Source organism: Marinovum algicola (assembly GCF_900109145.1).
Classification (GTDB): Bacteria; Pseudomonadota; Alphaproteobacteria; order Rhodobacterales; family Rhodobacteraceae; genus Marinovum; species Marinovum algicola.
The window spans coordinates 1-10,798 of record NZ_FNYY01000044.1 but is presented as its reverse complement, the minus strand read 5'-3'; the positions used below and the strand labels follow the sequence as shown (position 1 = coordinate 10,798).

Below are 10,798 nucleotides of genomic sequence, written 5' to 3'. Positions count from 1 at the left end.
CGGGCGGTCTCAAATCCCGGGGGAGCCCTCATTCGTCAGCTGAAGCGGACCGGCTGGAAGCCGGTGGCTTCGTTCCATTCAATGGATAGTGAACATGTCGAGCGTGGTGCCAGCGCCAAAGGCCCCGGGCATCACCGCCACCGCCACCTGCGGCGCGGTTGCATCCTCCGCCACCTCTTCCGGCAGGAACATCACCGTCGGGGTAAAGAGAATCCCCCATTTGCGCGCCATGTCCTTTTCGCTCAGCGTCTCGCCGTCGAAATCGGTCACCTCGATGTCGCCATGCAGGTTGAGCTGCACCACGAAGTAATTGTCCTTGATCATGCGGGCGATCTCGGGGCGCGGAAACACCTCCTTGTGCATCTTGTCGCAATAGACGCAGCCGCGCTGCTCGAAGATCAGCGCCAGCCGCTTGCCTTCGGCATTGGCCTCTTCCAGATCCTCGCGCAGGTCCTTGAACGTGTCGCGCATCCAGTCCGTCTTGTACAGCCCGTCGTCGCCCAGCTCTGCCGCCCAGAGCGGCAGCGCCAGCAGCAGCGCCGCGAGGTTTGTGATCCAACGTGTCATGTCATCCTCCCCCTTGAAGGTCGTGGTCAACCGATCTGCATGAAGACCGGAAAGGTCTCGAGCATCCATTGACCGATGTAGTTCATCGTATCGGTGGCAATCAGCACGCCAAAGACGATCAACAGCGCGCCCATCGCCTTTTCGATCTTGGGCAGGTGGCGGCGAAACCGCGCCATCCAGCGCATGAACGGCCCGATGAACATCGCCGCCAGAATAAACGGCAAGGTCATCCCGAGGCCATAGACAAACAGCAGCGCCGCGCCGGTTCCGGCGGTCTCCTGCCCCGCCGCGGTGAACAGGATCGCCGCCAGCACCGGGCCGACGCAGGGCGTCCAGCCAAAGGCAAAGGCGAGCCCGATCACATAGGCGCCGGCCAGGCTCATGTTCGAGGTCGCGCCGGTGTCGGCGCGGAACTGGCGATAGAGCAACCCGATGCGGATCACGCCCAGGAAATGCAGCCCCATGATGAGGATCACCGCCGCCGCCAGCCAGCGCAGGATGTCGAAATAGTCGCGCAGCATCTGGCCAAAGACCGTGGCCGAGGCCCCGAGCGCCACAAAGACCGTGATCACGCCGAGCGCGAAACAGCTTGCCGCCAGCACCGCGCGCAGCCGCACCGCGCCCGAGATCTCGGCGCTGGCGGTCACCTGGTTCATCCCGACCCCGGCGAGGTAGCTGAGATAGAACGGCACGATCGGCAGGACGCAGGGTGACAGGAATGACAGCAATCCTGCCAGAAGAGCGCCTGCGAAAGTGACATCGAACATCGGAGGCCCGTCCCGCTTGTAAAATTCACATATTCAGATTAGGTAGTATATCAGGTTCGGATCAAATGAAATCAATTCGCATGCTGAAGATTGTCCCGCTTCTGCTGTCGGCGCTGATGCTGCTGGCCACGGCTGCCCGTGCCGAAATGGCGCTTGTGATGGTCGAGGAACCCGGCTGCGTCTGGTGCGCCAAGTGGAACAAGGAGGTCGGACCGGTCTATCCCAAGACCGACGAAGGCGCCCAGGCGCCCCTGCGGCGGATCGACATCCGCGACCGCCCGCCGGACGACATGCAGTTCGCCCGCGACCTGCATTTCACGCCGACCTTCGTACTGATGGTCGACGGCGTCGAGAGCGGGCGCATCGAAGGTTATCCGGGCGAGGATTTCTTCTGGGGCCTGCTCGGCAGGCTGATCGATACCGCCAGGACGCAAGAGGCAGCAGGATGACCGACGCGATGAACACCACCCTTGGCGCGGCAAAGGCATCGCCGCTTCCGGCGTTCGACGAGAACACCTGCGAGGAAGACATCGAGCGGATGATGGAAAACGCCACCAACGCCGCCAATTTCCTCAAGGCGCTGGGCCACGAGGGGCGGCTGATGATCCTCTGTCATCTGGCCACCGGCGAAAAATCGGTGACCGAGCTGGAGGATCTGCTCTCGGCGCGTCAGGCGGCGGTGTCGCAACAGCTTTCGCGGCTGCGGCTCGAAGGCATGGTCAAGCCACGGCGCGATGGCAAGGCGATCTATTATTCGCTGGCCGACGACCGGCCGCGCCAGATCATGGAAATCGTCTACGACATGTTCTGCCGGCCGGACACGGAAGACCGCTAGGCCCGCGCCAGGCAGGCCCCGGCGGCCGGGATCTCGGGGAGGGAGGACCGATGCTGGACACCATGGGCGACGCCACCGCCGTGGCGCTTGTCGGACTGCTGAGCGGCCTGATGCTGGGCCTCGCGGCGCGGCTCGGGCGGTTCTGCACCCTCGGTGCGATCGAGGATTATTTCTATTCCAGCAGCGACCTGCGCCTGCGGATGTGGGGCATCGCCATCGGCACCGCCGTGACCGGCAGCTTCGTGCTGATCGCGCTGGGCTGGCTCGACCCCGCCGCCCCGATCTACCTTGCCACCGCCTGGTCGCCTGTCGCTTCGGTGCTGGGCGGACTGGTCTTTGGCTATGGCATGGCCATCAGCGGCAATTGCGGCTTTGGCGCGCTTGCCCGCCTCGGCGGCGGCGACCTGCGGTCCTTCGTGATCGTGCTGGTCACCGGCATCTCGGCCTATGTGGTGCTGTCGGGGCCGCTGGCCGCGCTGCGCATCACGGTCTTTCCGGTGGTCGAGACCGATCCGCAGGCGCTGCCCGGCCTGGCCCATGCGCTGGCCCGGCTGACCGGCCTGCCGGTGGCGCTGCCGGGGCTGGCCATCGGGCTGGCGATCCTCGCCTTTGTCGCCGCGCCGGCGCGGGTGCGCCGCTCTCGCGAAACGCTGATCTGGGGCGCGGTGGTCGGGCTGGCGATCGTCAGCGCCTGGGCCGGCACCTCCTGGGTTGCGCGCCATGGCTGGGACGATATCGCAGTCTCGTCACATACCTTTTCCAAACCGCTCGGCGACACCCTTCTCTATGCCATGCTGTCGTCGGGGGTGGCGCTGAATTTCGGCACGGGCTCGGTGCTTGGGGTGCTGGCCGGGGCCTTCCTCGGGTCGATGATCAAAGGCCAGTTCCGCTGGGAGGCCTGCGACGACCCGCGCGAATTGCGCCGCCAGATCGGCGGTGCGGCGCTGATGGGGCTGGGGGCGGTGGTGGCCACCGGGTGCAGCGTCGGACAGGGCCTCTCGGCCATGTCCCTGCTGGCCTGGAGCGCGCCGGTGACGCTGGCCGCGATCCTCGCCGGCGGCTACATCGGGCTGCGTCAGCTGATGCTGGGGTTTGCCCCGGCCGAATGACCGGGGCACGCCCGGGCCGTCAGGCCCGGGGGGTATCCTCGCCGACGATCTCGGCGTCATCCGCCATCTTTCCCGCCGCCGGCGGCGTGTCATCCTCGGCCAGCTTCTCGGCCATGGTCTGATCGTCCTCGGCGCCTTCGGCCGAGACGTCGCCCGTGCCCGGACCGTTGTGCATTGCCTCCCCGGCAATCACGCTGTCCTGCGTCGCCATGTCCCGGCCGGAATGATCCTCGATCGCACCGACGATCAGCGGCAGCATGGCGCTGTCGGCGCTGGACGAGGCAGCCTCGGCCGGCGGCGTCTTCCAGCTCAGCGTGTCGAGCGCGCCGCAATTGGTGCAGGTCGCCGACCATTCGCTCTGGATGTTCGAGCAATTGTCGCAGACCCAATGCGGCCCGCGCGGCGCATTCAGCGCCCGGGCCAGCCAGCCCTTGACCACCGCATCCGAGGCGCCTTCGCCGCGTTCGATGGCGGCCATGATGGTCAGCGTGCGGGTGTCGGGACCGGTCTCGGCCAGATCGCCCAGCGCCCGGCGGGCACCGGGGAAATCTTCGTCCGCGATATGCAGCTCGGCCAAGAGCAGCTTGGTCTCGCGGTGCTCCGGCGCCAGCCGGGTCAGATGCTGAAAGCGCTTGATCCGGGCCGCCGGCGTCTCGTCGGGCTCGATGGCGGCAAAGGTGGCGGCCAGATCGGGATGCGGCTGCGCCTCCCAGGCCTTCTTGATCACCCGCGTGGCGTATTTCGGCTTGCCCTGCTCGATATAGCTGCGCGCCGCCATCACCGCCGCCGGGATCAGCTCGGGCGAGAGCCGGTTGGCCTCGATCGCGGTTTCGCGCTGTTCGATGGTCCGGCCATCGGCGGCCACCTCGCGCGCCTCCGACAGCGCCAGAACGGCCTCGCGCCGGCGGTGCACGTCGCGCGGCAGGTTGCCGGATTTCAACTTGGCGTTCAGCGTCTTGCGCGCCCCGGCCCAATCGCCGTGATCGGCCTGAAGCTTGAGCAGGATATCCTGCGTCTCTTCATGCTTGGGCTTGATCGCAAAGGCCCGCTCGGCCAGCTTCAGCGCGGTATCGGTGTCGCCATCGGCCAGCCGCTGCTTCATCACGCCGCGCACGCCGACGAAACGGGTTTTCTCGTTGGCCACCAGCTTCTTGTAGACCGCCTCGGCCTTGCCGCGGTCGCCGGCCATCTCGGCGGCCTGAGCGGTGAGCAGGTTGGTCAGCTCGGGCTTGTTGAGATAGCGGTCGGCCTTGGCGGCCTTGGCCATCGCCAGCTTGCCCTCGCCCGAGGCCAGCGCCATCAGCCCGTCGCTCAGTGCTTGAAAGCCCTTGCGCTCGCGGTTGCGGTCGAAATAGCGCGAGATCGCGGTTTCATCGCCATTGACGAAGCGCAGCAGCGCCACGAGGAAGGACACCACCTTGAGCAACACCCAGAGCGCCACCAGCAGCGCCATCAGGGCAAGCACGGCCTGCAAGGCGGTAAAGGTGAATTCCTGACCGTTAAAGGTGACGCGCAGCCCCGCGCCATCATATTCCAGCAGCCAGCCGGCGCCCCAGGCTAGCGCCAGAACCACGGCGACAAAGACGAGGATTTTCAGAAGTGACCAAAGCATGAATTCGTCCTTATCCCTGGTTCAGGCGTGCCGCGATGGCGTTGGCTTCGTCCAGCGCCGACATCCGGGTTTCGGCATCCGCCACCCATTGGGCCAATGGCTCTTTCGCCGCATCCGGCAGAGCCGTTATTTCATCAAGTGCGACACGCAAGTTGCCGCTGCGCACCGCCGCTTCGGCGCGTGACAGAATGGCGTCGGTGTCGACGCCGTCACGCGGCTCGACCGAACGCACCTCGAACATCTTTTCCAGCACGCCGCCGATGCCGCCGTCGGCGTCATCCGTTCCGGCCGCGCGCGCGGCGCGCAGCGCGGCGCGCGCGTCATCTGGGAAGCGTTCGCGCAGCGCCGCCTGGGTCACCACCCCGTCGGAGGCCGCCGCCTCAAGCGCCGTCATCGGCGCGTCCACGTTCTCGGCCAGCGTCGCCAGCGGCTCGGCAAAGGGATCGCCGGCCTCGAGCGCGGTCAGCACCTGGGTCAGCGCCGTGCGCGCGGCGGAAATCCGCGCCTCTTCCAGCGCGCGTTCCTCCATCTGGGTGGCTTCGGCCGCGATCTGCTCGATCTCGGCCTTTTCGGCGGCAATCGTCTCTTCGATCGCCAGGCGCTGCTCTTCCATCGAGCCGCGCAGCCGCTCCAGCTCTGCTTCATAGGCCGCAATCGCCTCGCGCGAGACGGTGTCGGCAATCGGCCGTTTCGCCAGCGTCGTCAGGCGTTCGTCAATCGCCGCGATCTCCTCGCGCAGCGCCTCGACACCGGTCAGCCGTTCGTTCTGCGCCCCCAGCTCGCTTTCGGTGACGCCCAACGCCTCTTGCGTGGTGGCGAGGTCGGCGGCAAGCGTGTCGATCCGCCCGGTTACATCGGCGGCCATGCCGGTGATCTGCTCCGACACGTCGTCCAGCCGCGCGGTCTGCGCCTCGAGCGCGGCGCGGGTCTCGGTTTCGAAGCTGTCATCCTGCCCCAGGTAATAGGCAGCACCATAGCCCAGCCCGGCGGCAACAATGCCGCCCAGCACCATCGGCACAAAGCCCCCCCGACGCTCGATCACCTTTTCGGTGACCGGCGGCGCAACCGGCGCCCCCGCCTGCGGCGGCTCGGCATCGTCAAAGACCTCGGGCTCGGGCTCATTGCCGGCATCCGCGCCGGCCTCGTCGGCGGCCATCTCGGCCTGCACCGGATCGGGGGCGGCCAGCGGATCGGCGTCTTCGACACCGCCTTCGGGCGGCTCCGCGCTGTCGCCGGCGGCTGGCGTATCCTCGCCCGACGTCAGCGTGTCGGCCTCATCGGCGGCCAGCGTATCGGCCTCATCGGCGGGAAAGGAGTCATCGCCGCCGGAAATCATGTCGCCCTCATCGACGGGATAGGTATCGTCGCCGGTGGTAATCGTGTCGGCCGCACCGTCCGGGGGGGTCTCGGGACCCGCAGCCTCATCGGTGGTATCCGAGACCTCCGGCGCATCTGTCCGGTCGTCGGCCGCCGTCTTGTCTTCGGTTTCTTCCGGTTTCGGCTCTTTCGAATTTGACACCAAGGATCACCCTTTCCGAATCTTACTGCTGCGGCGCAATATCATTACCTTATGGCACCCTCGAGGGCCCCTCAAGCGGACTTCCCCCACCAATGACCCCGGCCACGGCTGCGCATATCGCCGCACGATCGGGCCGCGCGGCGATCACCAGCCGCTCTGGTTTCAGGGGCGCTGCACAGCTGGCCACCGCCGGGCTGAGCGCCACGACCCAGAGCGGCGCCCGCGCCCGGGCCTGCCGCACGACGATCTCGGCGCTTCGCGGGGAAAACAGCGGCAGGATCACCGGCTTCTCTGCGTCAAGTAGCGCACGCGCCTCGCGAGTAAAGTCACAGGCCTGCTGATCATAAACGATCATTTCGCGCGCGTTCATTCCCATCGCGGTGAGCCGCGCCGCCACATCGCCGCGCGCATGCCGGCCGCGCAGGTGCAGCATGCCACCCTCGGGCCGCAACCCGGCCAGATGCGCGACAAGCTGATCGGCGGTTTCGCCCACCATTTCGGCGACATACCCGGCCGCCTGCGCCGCCTGCGTGGTCTTGCACCCGACGCAGAAGGCGCGCAGCCCGGGCGGCAGCTTGCCGGCGCGTACGCCATTTGCCGAGGTAAAGACCACCGCCGTCACTCCGGCCAGATCCGGCACCGCCCCCGTGGCCACGATCCGCAGCACCGGCGAAATCACCACGGTGCCGGGCGTGACGCTCCGGCGCAGATCGGCCAGAAAGCTCTCGGCATCGACGCGGGGCCGGGTCAGCAGCAGCGCGGGCGGGTGTTGGGCGGGATTGTTTGCCATCATGGCAAGTGTTACCTGCGCCCTGTTCCCTCCGCAACGAACCGGCGCGTCAGATGACCCAATCGCTCACCCTTCTCGGCCTTGAAAGCAGCTGCGACGACACCGCCGCCGCCGTGGTGCGCGGCGCCCCCGGCGCGGCCCAGGTCCTTGCCTCGGTGGTCGAGGGCCAGACCGGGCTGCACAAGGAGTTTGGCGGCGTGGTGCCGGAAATCGCCGCCCGTGCCCATGCCGAGCGGCTCGATGTCTGCGTCAAGGAGGCGCTGGCCCGGGCCGGGCTGGGCTTTGACGCGCTCGACGGCATCGCGGTGACCGCCGGGCCGGGGTTGATCGGCGGCGTCGTCTCGGGCGTGATGTGCGCCAAGGGCCTTGCGGCGGGCACCGGCCTGCCGCTGATCGGCGTGAACCATCTGGCCGGCCATGCGCTGACCCCGCGGCTGACCGACGGCGCGGCCTTCCCCTACCTGATGCTGCTGGTGTCCGGCGGCCATTGCCAGTTCCTGATCGCCCGCGGCCCCGAAGAGTTCACCCGCCTCGGCGGCACCATCGACGACGCCCCCGGCGAAGCCTTCGACAAGACCGCGCGGCTTCTCGGGCTGGCCCAGCCCGGGGGCCCCTCGGTCGAGGCCGAGGCGGAACAGGGCGCGGCCCGGCGCTTTGCCTTTCCGCGCCCGCTGCTCGACCGGCCGGGTTGCGACATGTCGTTTTCGGGGCTGAAGACCGCCTTGCTGCGCACCCGCGACGGGGTGATCGCCGACAAGGGCGGGCTGACCCGACAGGACCGGGCCGACATGTGTGCCGGGTTTCAGGCCGCCGTGGTGGATGTGCTGGCGGAAAAGACCCGCCGCGCGCTTGCGGCCTATCTCGCCGAGTCGCCGGCGCAGCCGATGCTGGCCGTTGCCGGTGGCGTCGCCGCGAACCAGCCGATCCGCGCGGCGCTGCAAGCGGTCTGCGCCGAGGCGGGCGCGGGCTTTACCGCGCCGCCGCTGGCGCTTTGCACCGACAATGCGGCGATGATCGCCTATGCCGGGCTGGAACGCATGGCGCTGGGCAAGGTTGACGACATGACCCTCGCGGCCCGCCCCCGCTGGCCGCTGGACAAAAGCGCCGCGCCAATGCTGGGCAGCGGCAAAAAAGGAGCCAAGGCATGAGTATCGGCGTGATCGGAGCCGGCGCTTTCGGCACCTCGCTGGCCATCTCGCTGGCCGCCGCCGGCCGGGACGTGGTGCTCTGGGGGCGCGATGCCGCCGCCATGGCCGAGATGCAATCCGCGCGCGAAAACGCCCGGCGCCTGCCCGGCGCGGGCTTTCCCGAGCGCCTGACGGCCACCGGCGATTTTGCCGAGGCCACCGCGCCCGACACCCTGCTGCTCTCGGTGCCGATGCAACAGCTCGAGACGTTGCTCACCGACAATGCCGGGACGCTGGCGCAAAAGTCGCTGGTGGCCTGCTGCAAGGGGTTTTCCCTGCGCACCGGCGAAGGCCCGGTCAGCCTGATCAGCCGCATCCTGCCGCAGGCACAGGCGGCGATCCTGACCGGACCGAGCTTTGCCGCCGATATTGCCCGGGGGCTGCCCACCGCGCTGACGCTGGCCTGCGGCGACAAGGAGAGCGGCCGGAGATTGCAGGAACAGCTCTCGACCCGCAACCTGCGGCTCTACCGCACCACCGATGTCACCGGCGCCGAACTGGGCGGCGGGCTGAAGAACGTGATCGCCATCGCCAGCGGTGTGGTGATCGGCGCCGGGCTGGGCGAGTCGGCACGAGCCGCGCTGATGACCCGTGGTTTTGCCGAGATGACCCGCATCGCCCAAGCGCTTGGCGCCCGGCCGGAAACCCTGGCAGGCCTCTCGGGCTTTGGCGACCTGACGCTGACCTGCACCTCGACCCAGTCGCGCAACTACCGCTTCGGCCAGGCCCTGGGCCGCAACGAGGAGTTTGCCGCCGGCACCACCGTCGAAGGCGCCGCCACCGCCCGCGCCATGCTCGGGGTTGCCGAGCGCCACGGGGCCGAAATGCCGATCACCCGTGCCGTCACCGCAATCATCGCCGGCGAGCTTGACGTCGGCGCAGCGATGGACCAGCTTCTCGCCCGACCCCTGAAGGAAGAGTGACATGCTGATAGCCCTGATCGCCCGCGACAAAGCCGGTGCCCTGCAAACCCGCAAGGACAACCGCGACGCCCATCTCGCCTATATCGAAGAGACCGGGGTGGTGTTTCAGGCCGGGCCGCTGATCGAAAACGACGGCATGATCGGCTCGCTGGTGATCCTCGATGTCGAGAACATGGAAGCGGCAGAGAGCTGGGCGGCGAATGACCCGTATGCCAAGGCCGCACTGTTCGACAAGGTCGAGCTGATCGAATGGAAGAAGGTCGTCGGCTGATGCGCTATTGGCTGTTCAAATCCGAGCCCTCCACATGGTCCTGGGCGGATCAACTCGCCAAGGGCGCGGCGGGCGAGGAATGGGACGGCGTGCGCAACTATCAGGCCCGCAATTTCATGCGCGAGATGGCCGTGGGCGACCGCGGCTTTTTCTACCACTCGCAAAAGGCCCGCGAGATCGTCGGCATCGTCGAGGTCTGCGCCGCGGCGCATCCCGACAGCACGACAGACGACGACCGCTGGGACTGCGTCGATATCCGCGCGGTGGAGCCCCTGCCGCATCCGGTGACACTCGACACGATCAAATCCGATCCGGCGCTGTCGGACATGGTGCTGGTCAAGAACTCCCGCCTGTCGGTGCAGCCCGTCAGCGAAGCGGAATGGCGGCATATCTGTGGCCTCGGCGGGCTCTGATCGCGGTTAAGGGCAACAAAACAATTGAAATTGTAAGGAAACCGGTGATCCTGCGGTAAGGTTAATTTCGCCTGAATTCTCGGGCGTGCTTGCAGGGAGCGACTCACATGGATTTTCTCAGCGTCCTCATCGCCGCCGCCGTCGGTTTCGGCCTTGGCGCGGTCTGGTACATGGTGCTGGCCGAGCCTTGGATGGCCGCCGCCGGCATCAAGCGCGGGGCGGATGGCAAGCCCGAGGGCGGGCAATCGCCGGCGATCTTCGCGATCACCTTTGTCATGCTGCTGCTGGTCGCCGGAATGATGCGCCACACCTTCGCGCTCTCCGGCGTCGATACCCTGGGCAAGGGCTTTTTGTCCGGCCTGGGCATCGGCTTGTTCTTTATCAGCCCCTGGATCGTCATCAACAATCTCTATGGCGACCGACCGTTCAAATTGTCGCTGATCGACGGCGGCTATGCAACTTCGGCCTGCGCGCTGATGGGGCTGGTGCTGGTGCTGCTTTGAAACGACCGGGCGGCAGACGGCAAAAGGGCCCTGACTTCGATCAAGTCAGAGCCCTCTCCTCTCACCCCGGACGCTCCCACACATCCTTCGTGATCTGAATTTCGGCTCCAACCTTTCTGGTCGGGATGAAACTTTAATAGCTTAACGCCGCCCCCGATCCAAATCTTAAGAAGTTAGGGTTTTCCCTAAATCGCGGATAGCTTCATCCCGCTTGGTAAAAATGGAGTGAACCACTACCGGCTGACGCCGGTAGCATCATGTTTTCCATGTAGTTCGAGGTACTGAAGTATGATGTCGTCGGT

13 protein-coding genes are annotated in these 10,798 nt (G+C 66.9%); 8 read left to right on the top strand and 5 right to left on the bottom strand.

What is annotated here, in order from left to right; translation table 11 throughout:
• Positions 1-78: 78 nt before the first annotated feature.
• Complete coding sequence (locus tag BMW90_RS25580; protein ID WP_083416222.1) at positions 79-567, bottom strand: thioredoxin family protein; 489 nt, start codon at positions 565-567, stop codon at positions 79-81.
• A 26-nt stretch (positions 568-593) separates the two neighbouring features.
• On the bottom strand, positions 594-1,334 hold the full coding sequence (locus BMW90_RS25575; RefSeq protein WP_074840567.1) for a cytochrome c biogenesis CcdA family protein: 741 nt from the start codon (positions 1,332-1,334) through the stop codon (positions 594-596).
• 80 nt (positions 1,335-1,414) lie between these two features.
• Between BMW90_RS25575 and BMW90_RS25570 the strand changes: the two genes are divergently transcribed.
• Genes BMW90_RS25570 through BMW90_RS25560 form a run of 3 tightly spaced genes read left to right on the top strand, consistent with a single transcriptional unit; the run spans position 1,415 to position 3,278 of the window.
• Positions 1,415-1,783, top strand: a complete 369-nt coding sequence (locus tag BMW90_RS25570) for a thioredoxin domain-containing protein (RefSeq protein ID WP_170850633.1) — start codon at positions 1,415-1,417, stop codon at positions 1,781-1,783.
• Positions 1,780-2,169, top strand: a complete 390-nt coding sequence (locus BMW90_RS25565; RefSeq protein ID WP_371398825.1) for an ArsR/SmtB family transcription factor — start codon at positions 1,780-1,782, stop codon at positions 2,167-2,169. Before BMW90_RS25570 ends, BMW90_RS25565 begins: the two co-directional genes overlap by 4 nt.
• Before the next feature lie 50 nt (positions 2,170-2,219).
• A complete protein-coding gene (locus BMW90_RS25560; protein WP_074840564.1) occupies positions 2,220-3,278 on the top strand; it encodes a YeeE/YedE family protein in 1,059 nt (352 codons plus the stop codon).
• A 19-nt stretch (positions 3,279-3,297) separates the two neighbouring features.
• On the opposite strand, the gene BMW90_RS25555 is transcribed toward BMW90_RS25560, so the two are convergent.
• From BMW90_RS25555 to BMW90_RS25545, 3 genes are read right to left on the bottom strand one after another with little or no spacing between them, the layout of a single operon-like run.
• Positions 3,298-4,890 carry a heme biosynthesis protein HemY gene (locus BMW90_RS25555; RefSeq protein WP_048533476.1) on the bottom strand — a complete coding sequence of 531 codons (1,593 nt, stop codon included), beginning with the start codon at positions 4,888-4,890 and terminating at the stop codon, positions 3,298-3,300.
• A gap of 10 nt (positions 4,891-4,900) precedes the next feature.
• Complete coding sequence (locus BMW90_RS25550; protein ID WP_139211557.1) at positions 4,901-6,409, bottom strand: hypothetical protein; 1,509 nt, start codon at positions 6,407-6,409, stop codon at positions 4,901-4,903.
• A gap of 49 nt (positions 6,410-6,458) precedes the next feature.
• On the bottom strand, positions 6,459-7,199 hold the full coding sequence (locus BMW90_RS25545; protein WP_074840569.1) for a uroporphyrinogen-III synthase: 741 nt from the start codon (positions 7,197-7,199) through the stop codon (positions 6,459-6,461).
• 53 nt (positions 7,200-7,252) lie between these two features.
• On the opposite strand from BMW90_RS25545, the gene tsaD reads away from it, so the two are divergent.
• The 5 genes from tsaD to BMW90_RS25520 all read left to right on the top strand — a co-directional run bounded on the left by tsaD (position 7,253) and on the right by BMW90_RS25520 (position 10,496).
• Positions 7,253-8,347: a tRNA (adenosine(37)-N6)-threonylcarbamoyltransferase complex transferase subunit TsaD gene (gene tsaD / locus BMW90_RS25540; RefSeq protein WP_074840560.1), complete on the top strand. Its 1,095-nt coding sequence runs from the start codon at positions 7,253-7,255 to the stop codon at positions 8,345-8,347.
• On the top strand, positions 8,344-9,309 hold the full coding sequence (locus tag BMW90_RS25535) for an NAD(P)H-dependent glycerol-3-phosphate dehydrogenase (protein ID WP_074840558.1): 966 nt from the start codon (positions 8,344-8,346) through the stop codon (positions 9,307-9,309). The genes tsaD and BMW90_RS25535 overlap by 4 nt, the downstream gene beginning before the upstream one ends.
• Position 9,310: 1 nt before the next feature.
• Complete coding sequence (locus BMW90_RS25530; RefSeq protein ID WP_048533481.1) at positions 9,311-9,580, top strand: YciI family protein; 270 nt, start codon at positions 9,311-9,313, stop codon at positions 9,578-9,580.
• A complete protein-coding gene (locus BMW90_RS25525) occupies positions 9,580-9,993 on the top strand; it encodes an EVE domain-containing protein (protein WP_074840556.1) in 414 nt (137 codons plus the stop codon). The genes BMW90_RS25530 and BMW90_RS25525 overlap by 1 nt, the downstream gene beginning before the upstream one ends.
• A 107-nt stretch (positions 9,994-10,100) precedes the next feature.
• Positions 10,101-10,496: a DUF1761 domain-containing protein gene (locus BMW90_RS25520; RefSeq protein WP_074840554.1), complete on the top strand. Its 396-nt coding sequence runs from the start codon at positions 10,101-10,103 to the stop codon at positions 10,494-10,496.
• The last annotated feature ends 302 nt before the right edge of the window (positions 10,497-10,798 follow it).

What these genes read in the sequence shown, in the direction of transcription:
- BMW90_RS25580 (WP_083416222.1), bottom strand. Translation starts at nt 567, where the DNA reads ATGACACGTTGGATCACAAACCTCGCGGCGCTGCTGCTGGCGCTGCCG.
- BMW90_RS25575 (WP_074840567.1), bottom strand. Translation starts at nt 1,334, where the DNA reads ATGTTCGATGTCACTTTCGCAGGCGCTCTTCTGGCAGGATTGCTGTCA.
- BMW90_RS25570 (WP_170850633.1), top strand. Translation starts at nt 1,415, where the DNA reads ATGCTGAAGATTGTCCCGCTTCTGCTGTCGGCGCTGATGCTGCTGGCC.
- BMW90_RS25565 (WP_371398825.1), top strand. Translation starts at nt 1,780, where the DNA reads ATGACCGACGCGATGAACACCACCCTTGGCGCGGCAAAGGCATCGCCG.
- BMW90_RS25560 (WP_074840564.1), top strand. Translation starts at nt 2,220, where the DNA reads ATGCTGGACACCATGGGCGACGCCACCGCCGTGGCGCTTGTCGGACTG.
- BMW90_RS25555 (WP_048533476.1), bottom strand. Translation starts at nt 4,890, where the DNA reads ATGCTTTGGTCACTTCTGAAAATCCTCGTCTTTGTCGCCGTGGTTCTG.
- BMW90_RS25545 (WP_074840569.1), bottom strand. Translation starts at nt 7,199, where the DNA reads ATGGCAAACAATCCCGCCCAACACCCGCCCGCGCTGCTGCTGACCCGG.
- tsaD (WP_074840560.1), top strand. Translation starts at nt 7,253, where the DNA reads ATGACCCAATCGCTCACCCTTCTCGGCCTTGAAAGCAGCTGCGACGAC.
- BMW90_RS25535 (WP_074840558.1), top strand. Translation starts at nt 8,344, where the DNA reads ATGAGTATCGGCGTGATCGGAGCCGGCGCTTTCGGCACCTCGCTGGCC.
- BMW90_RS25530 (WP_048533481.1), top strand. Translation starts at nt 9,311, where the DNA reads ATGCTGATAGCCCTGATCGCCCGCGACAAAGCCGGTGCCCTGCAAACC.
- BMW90_RS25525 (WP_074840556.1), top strand. Translation starts at nt 9,580, where the DNA reads ATGCGCTATTGGCTGTTCAAATCCGAGCCCTCCACATGGTCCTGGGCG.
- BMW90_RS25520 (WP_074840554.1), top strand. Translation starts at nt 10,101, where the DNA reads ATGGATTTTCTCAGCGTCCTCATCGCCGCCGCCGTCGGTTTCGGCCTT.